The sequence below is a fragment of the Thalassobacillus devorans genome (genome assembly GCF_900176565.1).
Classification (GTDB): Bacteria; Bacillota; Bacilli; order Bacillales; family Halobacillaceae; genus Thalassobacillus; species Thalassobacillus devorans_A.
The window spans coordinates 1,805,526-1,827,424 of record NZ_FXEH01000006.1 but is presented as its reverse complement, the minus strand read 5'-3'; the positions used below and the strand labels follow the sequence as shown (position 1 = coordinate 1,827,424).

General features: G+C 43.0%; 21 protein-coding genes and 1 other annotated feature. Of the genes, 14 read left to right on the top strand and 7 right to left on the bottom strand.

Features of this window, described 5'->3' with window-relative positions:
• Complete coding sequence (locus B9Y67_RS20190) at window positions 1-3,006, bottom strand: transglycosylase domain-containing protein (protein ID WP_085509121.1); 3,006 nt, start codon at window positions 3,004-3,006, stop codon at window positions 1-3.
• Window positions 3,007-3,130: 124 nt separating this feature from the next.
• Window positions 3,131-3,339, top strand: a binding site (T-box leader).
• 71 nt (window positions 3,340-3,410) lie between these two features.
• On the opposite strand from B9Y67_RS20190, the gene tyrS reads away from it, so the two are divergent.
• Window positions 3,411-4,679 (top strand): tyrosine--tRNA ligase, encoded by a 1,269-nt coding sequence (gene tyrS / locus B9Y67_RS20185; RefSeq protein ID WP_085509120.1) that lies wholly within the window; start codon window positions 3,411-3,413, stop codon window positions 4,677-4,679.
• A 136-nt stretch (window positions 4,680-4,815) separates the two neighbouring features.
• On the opposite strand, the gene rpsD is transcribed toward tyrS, so the two are convergent.
• Together rpsD and B9Y67_RS20175 are read right to left on the bottom strand one after the other, a co-directional pair.
• Window positions 4,816-5,418: a 30S ribosomal protein S4 gene (gene rpsD / locus B9Y67_RS20180; protein WP_062447371.1), complete on the bottom strand. Its 603-nt coding sequence runs from the start codon at window positions 5,416-5,418 to the stop codon at window positions 4,816-4,818.
• Between the two features lie 244 nt (window positions 5,419-5,662).
• Window positions 5,663-6,142 (bottom strand): GAF domain-containing protein, encoded by a 480-nt coding sequence (locus tag B9Y67_RS20175; RefSeq protein WP_085509119.1) that lies wholly within the window; start codon window positions 6,140-6,142, stop codon window positions 5,663-5,665.
• A gap of 129 nt (window positions 6,143-6,271) precedes the next feature.
• Here B9Y67_RS20175 and refZ point away from each other — a divergent pair, with 129 nt between their 5' ends.
• Entirely contained in the window at window positions 6,272-6,892 is a 621-nt protein-coding gene (gene refZ, locus B9Y67_RS20170; protein WP_085509118.1) for a forespore capture DNA-binding protein RefZ, read from the top strand.
• Here refZ and hisJ read toward each other — a convergent pair.
• Window positions 6,871-7,677 (bottom strand): histidinol-phosphatase HisJ, encoded by an 807-nt coding sequence (gene hisJ / locus B9Y67_RS20165; RefSeq protein ID WP_085509117.1) that lies wholly within the window; start codon window positions 7,675-7,677, stop codon window positions 6,871-6,873. The genes refZ and hisJ overlap by 22 nt on opposite strands.
• 159 nt (window positions 7,678-7,836) lie before the next feature.
• Between hisJ and ezrA the strand changes: the two genes are divergently transcribed.
• From ezrA to B9Y67_RS20140, 5 genes are all read left to right on the top strand, one after another.
• The gene (gene ezrA / locus B9Y67_RS20160) at window positions 7,837-9,528 is read left to right on the top strand and encodes a septation ring formation regulator EzrA (protein WP_085509116.1); all 1,692 of its coding nucleotides are present in this window, start codon (window positions 7,837-7,839) and stop codon (window positions 9,526-9,528) included.
• Between the two features lie 179 nt (window positions 9,529-9,707).
• Window positions 9,708-10,847: a cysteine desulfurase family protein gene (locus B9Y67_RS20155; protein ID WP_085509115.1), complete on the top strand. Its 1,140-nt coding sequence runs from the start codon at window positions 9,708-9,710 to the stop codon at window positions 10,845-10,847.
• A gap of 5 nt (window positions 10,848-10,852) precedes the next feature.
• Complete coding sequence (gene thiI / locus B9Y67_RS20150) at window positions 10,853-12,061, top strand: tRNA uracil 4-sulfurtransferase ThiI (RefSeq protein ID WP_085509114.1); 1,209 nt, start codon at window positions 10,853-10,855, stop codon at window positions 12,059-12,061.
• A 107-nt stretch (window positions 12,062-12,168) separates the two neighbouring features.
• Window positions 12,169-12,369, top strand: coding sequence for an alpha/beta-type small acid-soluble spore protein (locus B9Y67_RS20145; protein ID WP_062447352.1), 201 nt, complete (start codon window positions 12,169-12,171; stop codon window positions 12,367-12,369).
• Between the two features lie 390 nt (window positions 12,370-12,759).
• On the top strand, window positions 12,760-14,352 hold the full coding sequence (locus tag B9Y67_RS20140) for an amidohydrolase (RefSeq protein ID WP_085509113.1): 1,593 nt from the start codon (window positions 12,760-12,762) through the stop codon (window positions 14,350-14,352).
• An 87-nt stretch (window positions 14,353-14,439) separates the two neighbouring features.
• On the opposite strand, the gene B9Y67_RS20135 is transcribed toward B9Y67_RS20140, so the two are convergent.
• Window positions 14,440-15,243 carry an NAD kinase gene (locus B9Y67_RS20135; RefSeq protein WP_085509112.1) on the bottom strand — a complete coding sequence of 268 codons (804 nt, stop codon included), beginning with the start codon at window positions 15,241-15,243 and terminating at the stop codon, window positions 14,440-14,442.
• Between the two features lie 229 nt (window positions 15,244-15,472).
• Between B9Y67_RS20135 and B9Y67_RS20130 the strand changes: the two genes are divergently transcribed.
• The 7 genes from B9Y67_RS20130 to B9Y67_RS20100 all read left to right on the top strand — a co-directional run bounded on the left by B9Y67_RS20130 (window position 15,473) and on the right by B9Y67_RS20100 (window position 21,060).
• On the top strand, window positions 15,473-16,045 hold the full coding sequence (locus B9Y67_RS20130; protein ID WP_176224070.1) for a DUF2953 domain-containing protein: 573 nt from the start codon (window positions 15,473-15,475) through the stop codon (window positions 16,043-16,045).
• A 27-nt stretch (window positions 16,046-16,072) separates the two neighbouring features.
• Window positions 16,073-16,537 carry a GerW family sporulation protein gene (ytfJ, locus tag B9Y67_RS20125; protein ID WP_085509110.1) on the top strand — a complete coding sequence of 155 codons (465 nt, stop codon included), beginning with the start codon at window positions 16,073-16,075 and terminating at the stop codon, window positions 16,535-16,537.
• A 97-nt stretch (window positions 16,538-16,634) separates the two neighbouring features.
• Window positions 16,635-17,135 carry a thiol peroxidase gene (gene tpx, locus B9Y67_RS20120; RefSeq protein ID WP_085509109.1) on the top strand — a complete coding sequence of 167 codons (501 nt, stop codon included), beginning with the start codon at window positions 16,635-16,637 and terminating at the stop codon, window positions 17,133-17,135.
• A 154-nt stretch (window positions 17,136-17,289) separates the two neighbouring features.
• Window positions 17,290-18,276: a class I SAM-dependent methyltransferase gene (locus B9Y67_RS20115; RefSeq protein WP_085509108.1), complete on the top strand. Its 987-nt coding sequence runs from the start codon at window positions 17,290-17,292 to the stop codon at window positions 18,274-18,276.
• A gap of 129 nt (window positions 18,277-18,405) precedes the next feature.
• Window positions 18,406-19,593, top strand: coding sequence for an acetate kinase (locus B9Y67_RS20110; RefSeq protein WP_085509107.1), 1,188 nt, complete (start codon window positions 18,406-18,408; stop codon window positions 19,591-19,593).
• A 125-nt stretch (window positions 19,594-19,718) separates the two neighbouring features.
• A complete protein-coding gene (locus tag B9Y67_RS20105) occupies window positions 19,719-20,558 on the top strand; it encodes an EcsC family protein (RefSeq protein WP_085509106.1) in 840 nt (279 codons plus the stop codon).
• The gene (locus B9Y67_RS20100) at window positions 20,548-21,060 is read left to right on the top strand and encodes a MogA/MoaB family molybdenum cofactor biosynthesis protein (protein ID WP_085509105.1); all 513 of its coding nucleotides are present in this window, start codon (window positions 20,548-20,550) and stop codon (window positions 21,058-21,060) included. The genes B9Y67_RS20105 and B9Y67_RS20100 overlap by 11 nt, the downstream gene beginning before the upstream one ends.
• 17 nt (window positions 21,061-21,077) lie before the next feature.
• Here B9Y67_RS20100 and B9Y67_RS20095 read toward each other — a convergent pair whose 3' ends face one another.
• Entirely contained in the window at window positions 21,078-21,413 is a 336-nt protein-coding gene (locus B9Y67_RS20095; protein ID WP_085509104.1) for a hypothetical protein, read from the bottom strand.
• 15 nt (window positions 21,414-21,428) lie between these two features.
• A complete protein-coding gene (locus tag B9Y67_RS20090) occupies window positions 21,429-21,878 on the bottom strand; it encodes a universal stress protein (protein ID WP_085509103.1) in 450 nt (149 codons plus the stop codon).
• Window positions 21,879-21,899: the final 21 nt, after the last annotated feature.

The following is a 21,899-nucleotide window of genomic DNA, read 5'->3' as shown; positions in this document are numbered from 1 at the left end:
TTATTCTTCTCCATCTTCGGATGGTGCTTCGGATTCTTCATCTGCCCCATCTTCAGCTGCATCATCCGTATCTTCTTCTGATTGCTGTTCATCTGTCTGTGATTCGGATGTATCGTCTGTAGATTCTTCTTCAGGTGCATTGTTATCTTCTTCGGCCGGTTCATCGGATGGTTCTTCTTCCGGCTCATCTGCAGGGGCATCGGCCGGTTCATTCGGTTCATCCGGTTCATTAGGCTGACCAGGTGAACCTACTTTGACAGCGGAAGACATGGACGATTCCATACCGAAGTAATCGACTGCTTTTACAGCATAAAAGCCATCAGAACCAGAAAAACCATATCTGGTGTCTGTGGTACTGCCAATGAGGCTGTATGACCCATTCTCTGAGGAAGCACGATACACACGATATCCCACAACATCATTGCTGGATGAAGCCGACCAGCTAACTGCAGAACTGTTCGCTGTCACGCCACCCGGTGCGGCAGGATTCTTACCGTCATTTTCAATTCCTTCTGATGCGTCAATGGAACTGCCGTCTGGTAAAGCTACCTTGCTCCATTTATCCGAAGAAGGGATTAAATGAGGTAAAATATCCGGTTTATCCAGGCCTCTTTCTTTTAAGAAATCTGGATTCAGTGTTACGCCTCCGCTGCTCTTATTAACGAATTCGCTTGGTGTACTTGGACCTGCGACAACCAGCTTATCTTTGACTTTGACAAAGTCGCCGCCGCCACTGGTTAAGCTGTCATCTTTCTTAGTTGGAGCATGGTCGGCATTGTAAATATCTTTTTCGACTAAACCAGCTTTCGAACATAAGTCGGAAGGTACCAGCCCGGAAGTGGCACAATAAGAGCGCTCTACGATCCCGTCCGGCCGCTCGAAGCTTTTATTTGGTGCCGCCAGTTCAGGATTAACTTCCGATATTGCATTTACCACTCGCGCCCAAAGAGCTGTGTTCCGGCTGCTATAGCCATTACGGTCCAATTTGAGTTTATAGTCGTAGCCCATCCACATACTCACGGTGATATTCGGATTCGTGGCAACGAACCAGGTATCCGTATAATCATTGGATGTACCAGTTTTACCGGCCCAATCGACGCCTGGATTAGACAACTGTCCTTTAATACCGGAAGCTGTCCCATAATCGAGTACATCTCTCATCATATCAACCGTCAAATAAGCGGTCTGCGGGCTGAATACTTTTTCAGCTTTATTTTCATGTTCATATATCGGTTCGCCATTTTTATCGACAATTTTTTCTATCATGTAGCCATCAGCGAATTGGCCATTATTACCCAACGTTGCGAAAGCATTGGTATTTTCTTCAATGGTTACATCCTGTGCCCCGATAGCGGTTGCCTGGTAAGAGAAGGCTTCATCAGCAATGGTAGTGAAGCCCATTGCTTTTCCGTATTTCGCCATGTCCACGCTCTTGTTAGCTTCATTGAAAGCTTTGACAGCAGGTATGTTGTATGATTTAGCCAAAGCATATCTGATGGAAGTAAAGCCATGATACCCACCGGAATAGTTCCTCAGTTCTTGGTCGATTCCTACATATTTGAAAGGTACATCGGCAAAAACAGATCCAGGGTGTAATATGCCTTCCTCTATTCCTGGTGCATAAGCGATAAGTGGTTTCATGGTACTACCGGCTGATCGTCTGGCCTGGGTGGCGTGATTCAATTCTCCATGTTTGAAGAAGTCACGACCACCAATGAAGGCGAGTATCTTACCAGTCTTGTTTTCCATGATTACACTGCCGACTTGAACGGGTAGTGTGACATCAACCATATTGCCGTCCGCATCTTCCAATTGGGTGGTTTTATTGCGGCCATAGTTGTTATACTCATTTTTAACTTTCTGTACGACGTCATACATTTCTTTATCGATTGTTGTGTGAACTTTATATCCTCCAGAGCGGAGTTCGCGTCTGGCATTCGCTTCATACTCTTCCCGGAGTTCTTCATCAGATTGTAAATCTTCCATTGTATGGCCGTCTTGTTTTGCTAGACTCCTAGCGAGAATTTCCTGGGCACGTTCTTCTACTTCAAATGTAAGCCATGGATAATCATTAATAGAAGAAGGTTCTGGATCAGCCAGGTTTGATTTAATATCATACTCAAGCGCTTCTTCATATTCTTCCTCGGTTATATAGCCGCCCTCCAGCATTCTGGAGAGCACTTCCCGCATTCGGCTGAGTCCTGGTTCGATATTTTCTTTTTGCTGTCCTCCATTAGTAAAGGGAGAATAGTAAGTAGGACTTTGTGGAAGGCCGGCAATAAAAGCAGCTTGAGGAAGTGTGAGATCTTTAGCATCGACATTAAAAATCCCTTGTGCAGCTGTCTGGATACCTGCAATATTTCTTCCATTCGCATCACGTCCGAACGGGACGATGTTTAAGTATGCTTCTAAAATTTCATCTTTTTCGAAGAAGCGTTCTAAACGTAGAGCAAGCAGGATTTCTTTGGCTTTACGTTCAAAAGAAACCTCATTTGTCAGAATCTGATTCTTGATGATTTGCTGCGTCAAAGTACTTCCCCCGGTTTTTATGGAGGCATTGGTTACTTCCTGTGCCACAGCTCTCATAATTGCTTTTGGTACTACTCCGTCATGTTCATTGAAGTTTGCATCTTCTGTCGCAATGATGGCATTTTTTAAATAAGGGGCAACTTCATCGAGGGTCACTTCTTCTCTGTGTAAATCTGACCGAATTTTACCTAAATATTTATTATCTGCAAAATATAGTTCTGAGGTAGAAGCGTAATTATACACATCCTGGCTCATTTCCTCTTTGCTCATGACCTTTTCGTCTTTTACGAGTGAGGCAAAATAACCAGCTCCAGCACCTCCGGCAAAAAACAAACCGATAATACCGAGCACAATGAAAAATAAGATGATGTTCCACGTAACATCATAAGTAATACGGCTAGACTTTTGGAGTTTTCCACTTCGCCAAAATTCCAGCAGTTTTTCTTTATTTATACCTTTTTTGGGGTAATTAGACATAATAAGACCTCCTAAAAAATCCATTTTATATTATAACACATCCTGCCAATGTCAGGAATGCACGAATGGAATTAAGGATTGCTTTTTTGGCAGGTCTATGTTAAAAATATTATTAAGTTAAATAGCAAGAGCAATGAATGATTGCAGTAACAAGAGGATCACTGTATTCAGAGAGCCGGCGGCTGCTGCGAGCCGGTACAAATTCACCTTGTGAAATACGATCTGGAGCTTTCTTCTGATTAAACAGAAGACGGTTTTAACCGAGCCGTTATCGATACAAGTGGCACAGGAGTGTGCAACAAGGGTGGTACCGCGACAAATCTCGTCCCTTTTTTCTGCTGGGCGGGTTTTTTTATTTGTCCGGAAATATATGCATGGTGGTAATCAATTGGAGGAGTGAGGATATGGACATTCTACAAGATTTAGAAGAGCGTGGATTAATTAATCAAGTGACAGATGAAGAAGGTTTGAAAAAGCATTTAGCAGAAAATCAGGTGACACTATACTGTGGATTTGATCCGACAGCAGATAGTCTGCATATCGGTCATCTGCTTCCGATACTGATGTTGAAAAGGTTCCAGCGTGCCGGGCACCGTCCGATCGCCCTTGTGGGTGGCGGAACGGGGATGATCGGGGATCCGAGCGGCCGTTCCACCGAGCGACAGCTGAATGAAGCGCACGTAGTAGAAGGTTACAGTGAAAGTATTAAAAAGCAGCTTGCCAAGCTGTTGAATTTTGATGAAGGCGATAATGCAGCAGTCGCGCGTAATAACTACGAATGGTTGTCATCCATTAATATCATCGAGTTTTTGAGAGATACCGGCAAGCATTTTGGAATCAACTACATGCTCGCTAAGGATTCAGTGGAATCCAGAATTGAGCATGGGATTTCTTATACAGAGTTCAGTTACATGATTTTACAATCTCTGGACTTTTACAACTTGTACCAGAAAGAGAACTGTACGCTTCAAATTGGTGGAAGCGACCAGTGGGGTAACATTACAGCTGGGCTGGAATTCATTCGTCGCCGTGCAGCAGGAGAAGAAGAAGTGAAGGCATACGGCATGACGGTCCCATTGGTGACAAAGGCTGACGGCAGCAAGTTCGGAAAGACAGCAGGAGGAGCAATCTGGCTCGACAGTGAGAAAACTTCCCCTTATGAATTTTACCAATTCTGGATTAACACAGATGACCGAGATGTCATTAAGTTCTTGAAATCTTTCACATTCCTGGAGATGGCTGAAATAGCAGCTCTTGAAAAAGAATTGCAGGAGCAGCCGGAAAAGCGGGCCGCCCAGCGCAGGCTGGCAGAAGAAATGACGGAGATGGTGCATAGCAAGGAAGCACTGGAACAGGCGCAGCGAATTACCGAAGCACTGTTCAGCGGGGATATCAAATCATTGTCTGGTGAAGAAATTGAACAAGGATTCAAAGATGTTCCTACACACGTGGCAGACAACAAAGAACTCGGTTTGGTAGAACTGCTAGTAGAAGCGGGTATCGCTTCATCAAAAAGACAGGCGCGTGAAGATATCAAAAATGGAGCCATTTATATCAATGGGGAACGCCAGCAGGAGCTTGGATATACCCTCCGGGAAGAAGATCGTATCGAAGGAAGATTCACGATCATTCGCCGTGGCAAAAAGAAATACTTCATGATTCGCTTTCAATAAATCATTCAAAACCTGTGGCATAGACCACAGGTTTTTGCTTTTTGATAGGGACGCTCATTTATTACAGAATTAATCACCTTTATCTGTCATATAAAAAAAGCCATCCGAAAACTCGGATGGCTTTTTTGGAAGCATATTAACGAGAGTAGAACTCAACGATAAGCGCTTCGTTGATTTCAGAAGGAAGTTCAGCGCGTTCAGGAAGACGGCTGTAAGTACCTTCCATTTTCTCAGCATCGAAAGTAAGGTATTCAGGAACAAAGTTGTTCACTTCAACCGCTTCTTTAACGATGTCAAGGTTTTGTGACTTTTCGCGAAGGCCGATAACTTGACCAGGCTTCACGCGGTAAGATGGAATATCAACACGTCCACCATCGACAGTCACATGGCCGTGGTTTACCAATTGGCGAGCTTGACGGCGAGTACGAGCCAAGCCAGCACGGTAAACAAGGTTATCCAAACGGGATTCCAGTAAGATCATGAAGTTCTCACCGTGGATACCTTTCATGTTACCTGCTTCTTCGAATAGGCGACGGAATTGACGTTCCGTTAGTCCAAACATAAAGCGAAGCTTCTGCTTCTCTTGTAGTTGAAGACCGTATTCTGAAAGTTTTTTACGTTGGTTTGGACCATGTTGTCCTGGAGCGTAAGGGCGCTTGTCAAGCTCCTTACCTGTTCCGCTTAAAGAAATGCCAAGGCGACGTGACTTTTTCCAAGTCGGACCTGTATAGCGTGCCATAGGTATTTCCTCCTTTTTATTTTATTTGCATAAAATAAGAACAGTGTGTCCCACACACGATGCTCATTTTGTTTTCATGCACCATCGCTCCAGCAGCAGAGAGTTACACGATGCACCTCACCTGGAGGAACAAAATGATGACAACGCAGGTTCACATAGGCTGCCATTTATTTTACACAAAGGCTATTATAGGCTTTACACATAAAGAAGTCAAGGAAGAATTGAAATTTGATAGACTCTATCACTAGATGTACTGTTCCAGCATCCGGGCGAATTTTTCCAGATAGATTTGATCTGTTTCATCGAAGCGAGATTTTGATGGGCTGTCGATATCCAGTACACCGAACAATTCCTTGTTTTTAAAAAGAGGAACGACTATTTCTGACTGGCTGGCAGCATCACAGGCAATATGCCCAGGGAAAGCATGGACATCCTCCACAAGCTGGGTTTGTTTATCTGCTACAGCTGTTCCGCACACACCTTTGCCGGAAGGAATGCGTACGCAAGCCGGCAGTCCCTGGAATGGTCCCAGCACAAGTTCTCCTTCTTTCCAAATATAAAAGCCAACCCAGTTAACATCATTTAAAAACTGGTTTAATAGGGCGGAAGCATTTGAGAGGTTGGCGATCTGATCGCTTTCTCCTTCCAATAAAGCAGCAAGCTGCTTAATCAATAGCTGATAGTTTTCTTCGCGGGTACCATTATAATGCATAGTTTGGAACATAAGATTACCTCCAGTACATATTCGATATTTTTCGAGCCTGCAGGTGCAGGAATTGACGAACGTTTTTTACAGGATTCTTGGTGAATAACGGCGAATTTTTAATCTAATAAGAGAGGAGCTGATGTCCTGATGAAAAAGACCACGACCAGACAAAAAGTGATGGATGTCGCTTGCCGGCAGTTTTTCCTAAAAGGATACCATGGTACCTCCGTCAGGGATATTGCTGGTGAGGCCGCTGTGAATGTTTCTTTGATCAGTTATTATTTCACCAATAAGCAGGGCCTGCTTGAAACGTTGATCATTGATTATTATGAGGATTATATCGGTCTGGTCGAGCAGCAGGCTGATGCAATGGATGAATTAGACCCGATTGATCGTCTTTGCCGATTAATTGAAGTAATTCTACATTACAAGCAGGATCGTCATCAACTGACATGTCTTATCCAACGGGAGCTGTCTCTTGACAACCAGTTTGTACGTGAAATGCTGGTAACCTACTTGTCTAAAGAAAACCATTTGCTATATGGGTTATTCCAGCAAGTAGTAGCTCCGGTGGTGAGAGAAAAACGGGACGCCCGGTTTTTATTTCTTCAATTTAAAGGCATGCTTCAGTCCCCTTATGCTATGCCGCATGATTGGAAGGATTTTGTGACATTCGACCAATCCCATAGCTATTTTGCTCAACAATATAGCCGTACGGTTCAAAAGTGGGTGCAAATGCTTTGTAATCAGCCGGTTGTCAGTGTGTGATCGATTCGGTCAAAGCCTTGGCCGATTCCTTTGCTTTTATGAGCATCAGATCCATAGATAAGCTCGATTCCTGCCTGATACGCTTGTCTGGCGATACGCTGCGGAGGATAACTCTCCAGGCAGGCGGGCTTAAAATACCCTGCAGCGTTGTAGTCCAGCTGATAACGGCCCTGCTTAACTTTTTCCAACAACGCAGATATAGGAGCATCCCAGTCTGCGGGAGATGGAAAATGATGATGGAATTTGCGCACGAGCGTCATATGACCGATTCTGGCAGGCTTGTACGGCCCAAGGTCTGCCTTTATTGATTTTTCCAACGTTCGAAAGTAGGCATGGTAAACTTTTTCGAGCGAGCCGAAGTCATCGATTGCTCCTTGGAAAGCTGATTCACTAAAGTCAATGCAATGATAGTGGACTGGCCCTTTCAGAAAATGGACAGAAAGTATACTGTCATCTAATCTGCTGCCATATTTGGAAAGAAAATCACTGGTTTCCTGCTCGTAGCCTTCAATGTAATCGACTTCCAGCCCAATAAGAATGTCAATATCCCTTTGATATTCTTTTTTTACTTGTTCAATATCCTGGATATAGCGCTCCAGTAATCGGAGATCCATGCCACTGTCTTTATCAGGCACAGGATCAAGGAAAGATGGTGGCAGTGGTGCATGTTCTGTAAAGGTCATCGAGTGGTATCCTTGCTTCAAAGCCTCTTCTACGTAGGCTTTTAATGGATCGGAAGTGCCGTGTGGACAATAAGGAGTATGAATATGGCCGTCAATTTTCATCGAAATTCCCCTTTTGTGTAGAAAAAAATGTCATATTGTTAATTATTTTGAAATATTTTAGCCAAAATGATTGTTCTCATGGTATCATAATTACAACAATTTATCATTTTGGAGCCTATTTTCCCCTATTGGAAGGTGTCATCTGTTAGGAGGCTGTTTATGGAGTACGTGATCGGGATTATTGTATTGATTATCGGCTTAATCATATATGGATTAATTAGCCGTAAGAAGTTGTATGATCAAGTCGATCGACTGGAAAATTGGAAAATGGATATTATGAATCGGCAAGTGACCGAGGAGCTTTCTAAAGTAAAGAACCTTAACCTCTCGGGTGAAACTCAGGAAAAATTCGACGGTTGGCGAGGACGCTGGGATCGTATTCTTACCCAGGAATTGCCGGACTTAGAAGAAGATTTGTTTGATGTGGAAGAAGCTGCTGACCGTTACCGTTTCCGGAAAGCAAAACAGAAGATTCAAGAGACGGAACAAAAACTGGAAACGATAGAAGCGGACATCAAAAAGATTTTTAAAGAGCTTGAGCAGCTCCTTGAATCGGAACAGTCAAGCCGAGAGGAAGTAGAACAGGTACAACCTGTATTGAAAGAGCTGAAGAAAGAGTTAATGCAGAATCGCCATAAATATGGTAAAGCCTATCGTGCATTGGATAAAGAAGTAAGTGAGATTCAGCAATCCCTCGATGAATACAAGAAGTTGACCGAGCAAGGAGATTATATGGAAGCCAATGAGCTTGTCCAAACGTTAAAGGTTAACTTGGCAGACCTTCAGGAGCGAATTACCGCATTGCCGCTGTTGTATAAAAAATGCCGGCAGGAAGTTCCTGGCCAGCTTGACGAAATCCTTGCAGGTATGGCAGAGATGAAAGAAGAGGGGTACCGTCTGAGCCACCTTGGTTTTGAAAAAGAAATACATACTCACCGGGAGACATTGGCTGCGTGCGTGTCCACGATGGAAGATGGAAGCCTTGATGGCGTCGAAGATACTGTGAAAGAAATGGAAGCCCGTATTCAGGAAATTTATCAGTTGCTTGAAAAAGAAGCGATTGCCAGGAATACTATTGAAAAACAATTTGAGCCATACCAGGAAGTGCTGGAAGAATCCGAACAGATTCTACTTGCCACAAAACATGAAGTGCAAGAGCTGCAGCGTACCTACCATTTTGAAGATAAGGATATGGAAAAGCAGCTGCTGCTCGAGAAATGGATGGTTAAAATTAAAAAGCAATTCATGGATTTTCAAAAGAAAATGGAAGATGACACGACTTCTTATAGCGAGCTGCAAGAACAACTTAAGGATTGTCAACAGCAGCTGGAAGAACTGCAGGCTGAACATAAAGCGTTCAGTGAAAGCATTAGAGCTTTGCGGCAGGACGAAAATGAAGCAAAGCAGAAACTGGTAGCTATGCAGCAATCGTTACTGGATATAAACAGAAAGCTCAGCAAGAGTAATCTGCCTGGCATACCCGAGGAGCTTGCGGAGGAACTGAAGCGGGGCCATGAAGAGCTCGAAAGAGTTTTTATAAGTCTGGAAGAGCAGCCGCTTGAAATGACCAAGGTCAACAATACATTAGATGAGGCCTCTGAAAAAATCGGCCAGGTAACTGAAGCTGCAAGCCGGACAATGGATCAGGCTCTTCTGGCCGAACAGGTGATTCAATACGGGAACCGTTATCGCAGTCAATATCCATTGGTTGCAGCCAGGCTGTCTGAAGCCGAACGTGAATTCCGTTCGTTCAATTATGAGACTTCATTTGCACTGGCTTCTGAAGCTATAAAAGAAGTAGACCCAGACCTGATGAACCGATTGGAATCACGTGATGACGTATTAGTGTAAGATGGAAACGGTGGACATCCGTTTTGGATTAGACTTTAGACTTCCTTCCTGCTGAAATGAATAGTATTCCAGATAAATACAGGAACCATCAATTCTATGATGGTTCCTGTATTGTTTATTTTTAACAAAAGGTATGATAATATATGAGACTGCAAAATAACGCCAAAGGGGAAATCCCGATGATTTATTTAGATAATAGTGCTACGACGAAACCGTATCCAGAAGTAGTCGATACCTTCCAAAAAGTAGCGGAACAATATTATGCCAATCCTTCTTCCATCCATAGCTTTGGCAGTGAAGCTGAACGTTTATTGCTTCAATCCAAAAAGCAGGCTGCCCAGCTGCTTAAAATAGCAGCTGAAGAAGTTATTTTTACATCAGGTGGCACGGAAGGGAACAATATAGCTATCAAGGGAATTGCATTGGAGCACCAAAATCGAGGGAAGCATATCATTACCAGTCAAGTTGAACATCCTTCCGTCCTGGAAGCATGTGCTTCTTTAGAAAAGCTGGGCTTTGAAGTAACCTATCTACCTGTGACGGAAGCAGGAGAAGTGCGCTTGGAAGATGTGAAGGAGAGTATCCGTCAAGATACCATATTGCTTTCACTCATGTCTGTAAATAATGAGCTGGGGACTATCCAGCCGATTTATGAAATAGGGCAAGTCGTGAAACTACATCCAAAGTTGTTTTTCCATGTGGATCACGTACAGGGACTGGGTAAATTAGAACTTGATTTTTACGAGTGCGGAATCGACTTATGTACCATGTCCGGTCACAAGATTCACGGGTTGAATGGTACAGGTGCTTTATTTATAAAAAAAGGAACCAGGCTATTTCCTCTTCATCATGGAGGGGGACAGGAAGGGGCATACCGTGCTGGTACAGAAAACCTGCCTGGTATTGTTTCTTTTGTGAAAGCTTTGCGCTTAATTTTGGAAAAAAAGCAGACAGAACTTTCCACCTTGAAGAATTTGAATCGCCGACTCCGGGAAGGGTTAGCACAAAATAGATTTGTGATCATCAACTCCCCTAAGGACGCTGCACCGCATATAGTTAATGTTTCTGTTCCGGGTTTTAAACCGGAAGTGGTGATTCATGCACTTGGAGAAAAAAATATCTTTATCTCTACGATGTCAGCATGTTCCTCCAAACGAGCCGATGAAAGTGCGGTACTGGCAGCCTGTCGCCTAAGAGAAGACAGGACGACAAGTGCATTGAGAATCAGTTTGTCTTATCATACGACACAAAAGGAAATTGATATATTTGTCTCGGAATTAGCTAACGTTTTAACCGAATTAAATAAAGTAATGGGGTAGATAAAATGGAATTTGATCAAATAATGGTGCGGTATGGCGAGATGGCACTTAAAGGGAAAAACCGTCATAAATTCGAGCAAAAACTGCAAAGCAATCTGGTGCATAAACTGAAAAAGTTTCCTCTTGCCAAGCTGAAAAAAACGAGAGATCGTATGTATATCCTTTTGAATGGGGAAGATCCATATGAGGTAATGCAGACATGTCAGGAAGTCTTTGGCATTCAGAGTTTAAGTTTTGCCCTTCGTACCGAGCAGGATGAGGAAAAAATCAAGGAGGCAGCATTATTTGCTTTTCATGACGCTAAGCATGCCAGTACCTTCAAAATTTCTGCCAAGCGAACCGATAAGACATTTCCGGTCAAGTCTCAGGAAATGAATCAAATGCTAGGGGCGCATATCCTGAAAAATACGTCAGATGTTACAGTTGATGTTCACCGCCCGGATGTTGAAATAGTCGTGGAAATACGTCAGGATGCTGTCTATGTAACCTCGAAGAAATACCAAGGTGCTGGCGGACTTCCTGTCGGTACAACAGGGAAAACTTTATTGCTCTTGTCTGGCGGAATTGACAGCCCTGTTGCTGGATATCTTGCCATGAAGCGTGGAGTAGAGGTCGAAGCTATTCACTTCCACTCGCCACCTTATACAAGTGAACGAGCCAGACAAAAAGTAATGGATTTGGCTCAGGAAATGACCAGGTTCGGTATCAAAATGAAAGTGCATATGATACCTTTCACAAAAATTCAGCAGAAAATTCATCAGGAAATGCCTGAAGGTTACAGCATGACAATCATGAGGCGCATGATGCTTCGAATAAGTGAGGCTGTAGCAAGGGAACAGGACATTCTTTCTATGACAACTGGCGAAAGCCTTGGCCAGGTTGCCAGTCAAACAATGGAAAGTATGAGTGCTATTAATGAAGTTACAAATTTTCCTGTCATACGACCGCTAGTAGCCATGGATAAATTAGATATTATTTCGATATCACAAAAAATCGGCACTTACGATATTTCCATTCGGCCATATGAAGACTGCTGCACGGTTTTTGTGCCGAAAGCTCCTAAGACGAAACCAAAGAAGGAAAAAGCCCGCGAGTACGAATCTGCGGTCGATTTTTCTGAAGATATAAAAGAAGCGGTGGAGCAAAGAGAAGTGATAGAACTGAAGCTGCAAACCGAGTTGAAAATTGAAAATGAATTCGAAGATTTGTTTTAAACACTGATATTACAGGTTTCAAGCTACTAGCAACAAATACCAGCAAGAGGTCTGAATGAAAAAAATCCTCGTTACACATGATAGAAGTAACGAGGAGGTGAAATAACATGGCTCAAAACAACAACTCAAACCAATTGCTTGTACCTGGTGTACAACAAGCTTTGGATCAAATGAAGACTGAAATCGCTCAAGAATTCGGAGTTCAACTTGGTCCTGACTCAACTTCCCGCGCTAACGGTTCTGTTGGTGGTGAAATCACTAAACGCTTGGTTCAACAAGCTGAACAGCAATTTGGTGGTCAACAATAACTAATTAAATATGTATGGCAAAAAAGCCTTGCTGGCCAACAGCAAGGCTTTTCTTAATAATTTGCCCTGTTTAAGTTTCTTTACTTTAAGTAGTAAATAAATACCCGAAAAGTCGAAGACTTGATTCGAGTTAATTGTGGAAGCGTTTCACAGCCCATCCATTACCTTTCGGTAACGGACCCAACTATCTTGAAGGTAGGCTTCAATTAAAGGGAGCTTTAATTGGAAAAGCAAAACTTATATTAACAGCCAGTCATTCTGTAGTCGCAATCCTAATATTCAACATACCAGTTGTAAATAGTTGATGTATGAGCTGAGAAAGACGAAAATAAGGTAAGGAAAAAGATGAATTTATAGTATACAATGAGTGGAAAGAAGGGAGATGGGACAATGGCCGAACTATGGTATGGAGGCAAGATTTATACGATGGAGCGAGAGAACGACTGGGTAGAAGCAGTAGTTACCGATAAGGGAAAAATCATAGCGGTAGGCGACAGTCAACAATTGTACCGTACATATGGAGATCAACTTACCAAAGAATATAACCTGATGGGCCAGGTCATGTATCCTGGCTTCGTAGATAGCCATTTGCATATTATTGGACATGGAGAGCGGCTGCAGCGGCTCGATTTGTCGTTTATGAAGTCCGCTGAAGAAGTGAAGTGGGCGTTAAAACAGCACGCAGAGCAGGTTCCCAAAGGCGAATGGATCATTGGGGAGGGATGGAACGAAAATCAATGGAGTGACCAGCGGATTATCTATAAGGATGAACTGGATGAGATTACAAATGAACATCCCATGATGTTGACACGCATCTGCCGTCATGCACTGCTGGCTAATTCTAAGGCAATGGAACTTGCTGGTGTTACAGCTGCTACAAATGATCCTCAGGGCGGTCTGATTGTACGGTCGGACGCTGGTGAACCCCTTGGTTATTTTCATGACCAGGCACAGGAGCTGATCAAACAGGCAATGCCGGAAGTCACCCCTCATTATTTGGAACGGGCTCTGACATTAGCTGTAAATGATATGCATCGGCATGGATTGGTAGGCGGACATACGGAAGATTTAAATTATTATGGCGGCTTCCAAAAAACATTTGATGCTTTCTGTAAAGTCATTGATGGAAACCAACTGAAATTCCGGGCACATTTACTTGTCCATCACGAGGTAGTGGAAGACATGCATGACAATGGGTATCGATATAAAAGCGGTACAGAATTCGTGGAATTAGGAGCCATGAAGATCTTTTCGGACGGTGCCCTTGGTGGCAGGACGGCTTGGTTGTCCGAAGCGTATGCCGATGACCCATTGAATGAAGGAGTAGCTATACACGAAAAAGCACAGTTAGAAGCGCTTGTTCAGCAGGCAAGAAAAAAACGAATGCCAGTGGCTGTACATGCGATTGGTGATCAGGCTGTAGAAACAATAGCCGAGATTCTCCACGACAATCCACTGGATAGTGGGGAAAGAGATCGGATTATCCATGCACAAATATTACGGGATGAACTATATGATAAGCTGACAAAGCTGAATGTTATTTTAGATTTACAGCCGACTTTTGTAGCATCAGATTTTCCGTGGGTCATTGAGAGAATTGGAAAACATCGGCTGACACATGCTTATGCATGGAAAACATTGTTAGATAAAGGGATACCTTGTGCGGGTGGTTCTGATGCCCCGATTGAAGAAATTAACCCGTTATTAGGTATCCGCGCGGCAGTCGAGCGTAGAGCCAGTTTTGATCAGAAAATATATAATGCTTCCCAACAGCTCTCCATGTATGAAGCGATTTCTCTTTATACAAGTGGAAGTGCGTATGCTATCCGTCATGAAAATGACCGAGGTAAGATTAAAGAAGGCTACACAGCAGATTTCACTGTGTTAGATAGGGACCTGTTTACGTTAGCTCCCCATGAAATAGGCGATACAAACGTAACAATGACGATTGTAGACGGGGATGTAATGTATCAGCGGACATAAAAAACAGAAGCCTGACACAGGGAGATGTGTCAGGCTTCTGTTTTTTTATTAAAGTACTTCACCCTGCTCCAGCACTTACTTTGTGGCTTAAAGGAATGTGCGCTGGACGCGGTCCCAGAAGGTGTTATCTTTCATTTTAACGGTTTTGATGACTCGGTCACTTAATTGGATAGATAACTCCTTGATGTTTCTGATGGAGTATGCTTCGTTGTCCATCCCAATGATCGGATAGTCATTTCCATCCTGCTGCACTTTAAGTTTCAATGTGCGTTCATTGCCAAGGACAAATGGTGAGCCCAATGTGCGGTAGCGATTATTGTTTAAAGAAGCAAGTTCGCTGACCTGGAAACATGGGAGTTTTGGATCGATGACAGCTCCTTTGGTTGATTTGTTATAACCTGTACTTCCAGTTGGTGTTGAGACTACCAGGCCATCACCTCGGAAGGTTTCAAACTGGCGCCCATCGATGAATACATCAATTACGATCGTCTTAATTAATGTTGAACGTACACTGCATTCATTCAGGCAAAGCATGGTAGACTCGTTATTGACTGTAGTTTCTATGACGGGGAATCTTCTCACTTCCAGGTCGGCATTTACCATCGAATCAACCATTTTATCAAAGTCGTCGATATTGAAATCACAATAAAGACCTGCCTCATCTTCTCTGCGAACACCTACATATAAGCAATCCTGCCGGAAACCCGTTTTCCTGACTGCTTGCAGGAACGTCCCATCTCCGCCGACACTGACAATGATATTGGCGTCCTGTGGATCCTCTAATATAGTAAAGCCATTCTCTTCTGCTAAACGAAATAAAGGCTTTAGTTTTTCATCGAGCTCTTCATTAGGCGGGTAATAAAAGTATAGATTTTGTCTGTCATTTGCCATTATGTATGCCTCCCTCTACATGGTAATCCTTATTTTATCATCTCTGACTGTGAAGTGGAAATGCTAAGAGAGATGGTCGCCTATTTAAAATTAAGGTAAGTTTACAACCGTATAGAATTTAAGAATTGTCTATAATATCTTTTGGGAAAATCTGAGTTTTCTTTAAAATATTGATGATAGATGTTTATTAGGATGGTCATCTGAGGATACTAGTATGCAGGTGAGGCTCATGAAATGGATATTGATTAGCTTGATTGTGTTAATTATCATTGTGACCGGTTTATTGTTCATGAAGATATCATTACGTTTTCATTTAAAAATATTGCCAGAAGACAAGCGTCTGACTTTAGTCGCTTATTTCGGCTTTCTTCCTGTTTTCCGCCGCCAAATAGATTTTTCGCGGATAGTAGAAAATGAAGAAGAGTGGGCTAAAGTTGAAAAGAAAGCAGAAGAAATTTGGAAGGATAAAGTTTCGGAAGAGAAAGTTAAAAGGAGCCTTTCTTTCTCTCAGGTTATGGAATTGGGAAGGGTCATAACCGTACATAAAATGGATAGTATCATGCGTGTAGGCACGGGAATGGCTTCATCAACAGGATCCTTGGCTGGAGGGTTGATGGCTTTAGGGGCTCTTTTGGAACAGTTGCTCGACCAATTGTTTACCATAAAAAAACCAGCTAAATTCCGTGTGGAACCGTCGTTTCAAATGCCCTGTTTCCATGTACTTGCCGATGGTATATTTTCATTTCGTCTGGGCAAAGCTATATATGTGTGGTTACGATACGTGAACAGAAAAGCTGAGTAAGCCAGATGACAAGCAGGAGGTAATAACATGGATGAGCATCCGATTCAAGGTCTGATGACCACAGCAATGGATAGTCTTAAAGAAATGATTGATGTTAATACAATCGTAGGTGAACCGGTCGAGTCCCCTGATGGAAGCATCATCATACCTGTGTCCAGGGTAGGCTTTGGATTTGCTGCCGGCGGCAGTGAGTTCAAACCTAAAAGCGGAAGCGATCAAGGGCAGGACAGCGGCCAGGGGCAGTCTGATATGGAACTGCCTTTTGGAGGTGGAAGCGGGGGCGGAGTCTCTATTACCCCGATTGCATTTTTAGTTGTCAGAAAACAAGGAGTCCAAATGATCCATTTGAACGAACAGACCCACTTATATGAACGAATGCTTGACTTGGCACCGCCAGTCATTGAGAAGATACAGGAGATACTGCAAAAAGGTAATAAAAGTGGAAGCCAGCAGGAATCGAGATCGAGACGTTCTTCTTCCGATCTTTTATAGGTTAATATTAGACATTGAAACAAACTGCCTTCATAATAAAAGATAGGCAGTTTTTTTTGGGTAACTAAATTTTAATGGATGCAAGGAGGACGATGAAATGGCTTCAATTACATTTAAAGAAAACCCGGTTACACTAGTTGGAGAAGAAGTAAAGGCAGGGGACAAGGCACCTGATTTTAAAGTACTGGCAAATGACCTAAGTGAAGTTACATTGGATGATTACCAGGGCAGCGTGAAATTGATCAGTGTAGTTCCTTCTCTTGATACTGGAGTTTGTGCGGAGCAGACGCGTCGTTTCAACGAAGAAGCTACCAGCCTGGGGGATGTCAAAGTATTGACCATCAGTATGGATTTACCGTTCGCTCAAAAGCGCTGGTGTGGTGCGGAAGGTATCGAGAATGTTGATACGTTGTCAGATCATCGTGATGCTTCTTTCGGTAAGGCATATGGTGTATTGATTGAAGAACTGCGTCTCCTGGCTCGAGCCGTTTTTGTTGTTGATTCCGAGAATAAAGTCACTTATGCAGAGTATGTCAGCGAAGCAACGAACCATCCTGATTATGAATCAGCGATCGCTGCGGTTGAACAGGCCAAGTAAGTTGACTGCCATTACACGAAAATGTATCATCGGAATGTAAATAGGATATCGATTGAATCAACATGGCGCATTTCTAAAAATGAATGCGCCATTTGCTTGTTTATAAACTTTGAATCATAGGAAAGTGCAGGGGTAAAGTAAGGAGGAGACGTCAATGGACCATAAACATGTAGAAGAACTCTTTGAATGGATCGATGAAGCGGCGACAGCTATCGAATATCAGGAAAACAGCACCTATTTAGAAGCTGTTGCAGATGCCCTGGATGTTTTATTTCATCAAACACCCTTTGATGATATGGCTGAGCTGTTAAAACAGCAGCTAGAAAAACATTTAAAAGACATTGAGCTGAACAAGTATGAAAAAGAGGAAATCCGGAAATCGACACAGCTTGCGATATTAAAAGGGATGAAGGGAGCCACTCAGCAGCAGCATCTTATCACCCCCGATACGGTGGCTATGTTTATGGGGTATTTAACTCAGCGTTTATTTCCTGGTGAAAAGGAATTACGAATTTTCGATCCTGCCTGCGGTACTGCTAATTTGCTGACTGCAGTATTAAACCAGCTGGATAAGAAGGTTGCTGCTTATGGAAGTGATGTGGATGAAACGCTGATGAAGCTGGCCTTGGCAAATGCCAACCTTCAAAAGAGTGAAATAGAATTTTTCCATCAGGACAGCTTGCGGCCGTTTCTGTTAGAGCCAGTCGATTTTGTTTTAGCTGACCTTCCTGTTGGTTATTATCCTGATGAAGTCCAGGCGAAAGAGTTTACGTTACACGCGGAGGAAGGATATTCTTACTCTCATCATTTATTCATCGAGCAAGGGCTCCGGTATACAAAGCCAGGCGGATTTTTGTTGTTCATCATTCCTAACTTTTTGTTTGAGAGTGATCAGGCCCAGCAGCTGAATGAGTTTCTCAGAGAGCAGGCTCACATTTTCGGGATGCTTCAGCTGCCAGAAAGCCTGTTTAAAGAAGAAAAACATGCCAAAAGTATCCTGATTCTGCAAAAAAAGGGAGAAGGGTCTAAAGCACCGAAAGAGGCCTTGCTTGCGAAGCTTCCTTCCTTTAAGAATCACACCGCAATGGCTGACATACTGGGTCAAATCAATCAATGGTTCGAAAAAAATCATTCTTCCTAATTATGTGAAAATAAAGATTTTCTTGCGTAAACGTTACCATTTACCCTTGCATCTTGAAAATGTCTACGCCGGGTGATTAAATGGTAGTGGAAAGAAACAAGAGAGCCTAATTTAAGGGGATGAACAACCTTGAGTAAAATCATAGCTATTAATGCCGGCAGTTCTTCATTAAAGTTTCAACTGATGGAAATGCCGGAAGAAACTGTAATCACGAAAGGTTTAGTTGAGCGAATCGGCATCAACGATTCTATCTTTACTATAGAAGTGGGCGCCGAAAAAGTAACGACCACACAGGATATTGCTGACCATGCAGAAGCTGTCAAAATGCTTTTGGGGAAATTAACTTCTACAGGTATTATCGATTCTCTGGATGAAATCGATGGCGTAGGTCATCGTGTTGTCCATGGTGGAGAGCGGTTCAGTGATTCCGTTCTGATCACGGATGAAGTCATTAGAGAAATTGAAGAAGTTTCTGACTTGGCTCCACTTCATAATCCGGCTAACTTAACGGGCATCCGGGCATTTAAACAGGTACTACCGGAAGTACCATCGGTGGCGGTATTCGATACAGCTTTTCATCAAACAATGCCAGAACAATCGTATTTATATAGCTTGCCGTATGAGTATTATGAAAAGTATGGCATACGTAAATATGGCTTCCATGGTACTTCACATAAGTACGTTTCCGAACGAGCGGCTGAAATGCTAGGTTTGCCGATCGAACAGCTGCGCGTAATCTCCTGCCACCTAGGTAACGGAGCGAGTATAGCGGCAATCGAAGGCGGAAAATCCATCGATACTTCTATGGGATTCACTCCATTAGCTGGTGTAACGATGGGGACACGCTCCGGGAATATCGACCCTGCTTTGATTCCTTATATCATGGACAAGACAGGCAAAACTGCTGCGGAAGTGATGAATGTATTAAATAAGGAAAGCGGTATGCTTGCACTTTCCGGCTTCTCCAGTGACTTGCGTGATATTGAAGAAAAAGCTTCTGATGGAGAAGAGCGTGCAGAATTGGCTTTAGAAGTATTTGCAGCACGCATCCATAAATATATTGGCTCTTATGCCTCCCGCATGCATGGAGTGGATGCAATTATCTTTACGGCGGGTGTAGGAGAAAACAGTACAGCAATCCGTGAACGCGTCCTGAAAGGGCTGGAGTTCATGGGTGTTTACTGGGATCCTTCTCTTAATAAAGTCCGTGGAAAAGAAGCTTTTGTAAACTATCCACATTCACCAGTAAAAGTGATGATTATTCCAACCAACGAAGAAGTCATGATTGCTCGTGATACGGTTCGTCTATCCAGTTAATCTATAACCAGGTATCCAGCTCTTAAGGGTTGGATACCTGGTTTTCTTATATAGCAGATTTTCTTTTTTCTCCTATTCAAGCTAGAATAAGAATAGACATGTAAGAGAGGATGGGAGGAACCACAATGAGTGACAAAAAAGTGAGTAAAGACATCCAACTGTGGAAAAGACATTATACCGATTACCAGCCCAACGATTTTGAGCGGATGTATGATGCCTGGATCAATCAGACGTTTGAAAATATCGACCCAAAATGGAAAAAGCTATTTTTTAGTAATTTGGATAATTACTTATTCCATACCCATGCCTTCATCCAGGGCACCTCTTTTCAGAATGATGCAAGAGAGCGTATTATTACGGTAGGACGGGTATTTGATCCGGAAATTGAACAAATTTCCGACTTGGACGTTTTATCGGTCGATCGACTTACATATATCGCACAACAGCAGATTTCACGAATTCGGCTTTATTCTTTCGCTCAGGGCGGCCTTACAGGAACAGGCGGCTTGTTATTGTTCGGAATTGATTTTCCATTAATGATGGGGATGAACCTGAGGGCTGTACAGATGATTGGGTTGTCTTTTGGTCATGAAATGAACCACCCATACGAAATGATGCTTTCTCTTCGGGTCTTCCATGCCGCAACTTTACCGAAACGAATGCAGAAAAAGGCATGGGATGAACTTATCAAGGAAATAAGAAATGATAGACACCCGTATGTGTTTGAAGGCGCAGACGAGCTGACTGATGAATCCTGGCTGGAGCAGCCACTTAAGCAAGTGTTTAAATCTTTGTTTATCATGATGTTCCGTAAAAAAGTGATCCAGGGTCTCCCGTTAGTCAGTATGGGAGTGGGAGCTGTAGTCAATTATCGTCTGACTCGAAGGGTATCTGAATTCGCTCTAAGATTTTATCAATATCGGTATTTACTAGAACAAGAAGGTGGGGAGAACCATGTCCGTTGAACAACATAAACAAGAAGCAAAACTCTCTATCAGCTGCATGGTTATTACAGTCAGTGACACAAGAACTAAAGAAACAGATAAAAGTGGGGACTTAATGATCGATTATCTGACCTCGCATGGCCATCATATCGTTGATCATCGAATAGTAAAAGACGAGGAACAAGCGATAAGAGCAGCGGTTAGTGATGGTTGTGAAGACCCTAAAGTAGAGGCGGTTCTGACAAATGGCGGTACAGGGATCGCCAAACGTGATGTGACAATTGAAACAGTGGCTGCCCTGTTTGATAAGGAGATCACTGGCTTCGGGGAACTGTTCCGTATGCTGAGTTACACAGAAGATATCGGCTCAGCTGCGATACTCTCCCGTGCGATCGCCGGTGTAAGCGGGGATACTGCAATTTTTTCGACACCCGGGTCGAGCGGAGCGGTGAAATTGGCGATGGATAAGCTGATCATTCCTGAACTTAGCCACATCGTACGTGAAATCCAAAAAGATATCTAAAGTTAACCCTGCCTCTCTTATTTGATAGGCAGGGTTTTTTCGTTGTTTTTGGATGACGTAATGTGAGGGTTCGTCCGGTACCATATCCATAAGTCATTGATTGTAGAAGCAAACTCGCTGATTTGATTGTTCAAACGACAGGATGCTTCGAAATCATCTTCACGGTTAAGTTTATAAAGGCATTGGTCTATTTCTCTCTCCAGCTCCTTGACTCTATCCGGTATTGCTCCCCTATGATTTTCCCATTCAGCTAATATAATTGCCTGTTGCTCAATGGAATAGGAAGAGAATGAGCGGGGAAGTTGCGGTACAGAAATCCCGAGCCGTGAATCATAGGTGAAAAAATGTTCCATAAAGTCTCCAATCCATTATTTTTGTTCTGGCATCCGTACAACCAGTACATCACACTTGGCATATCGGGTAATATGTTCCGATACACTTCCGATGAAGAAGCGTTCCATAGCATTTAACCCGGTAGCTCCACAGATAATTAAGTCTGCTTTGTATTTTGGTGCTACATCTTTTGCAATTTTAATTTTAGGTGAACCATATTCAACATCGATTATGATATTGTCGACTCCTGCTGCTTTTGCTTTGTCCTGATATTCATCCAACAGCTCTTTCGCGTAACCTTCCGCGCGAATAGCAAGAGACCTGTCATAGGCTTCGACTGTTGCAAAGGCGCGTGTGTCGACTACATGGGAAAGAATCAGCTGGGCATCATTTCGTTTGGCGATATCTATCGCTTTTTTAAAAGCGTATTCAGCAGCGTTAGAACCATCAATAGCTACCACAATATGGCTATATTCAAATGACATAGGAAACGCTCCCTTCCTTTT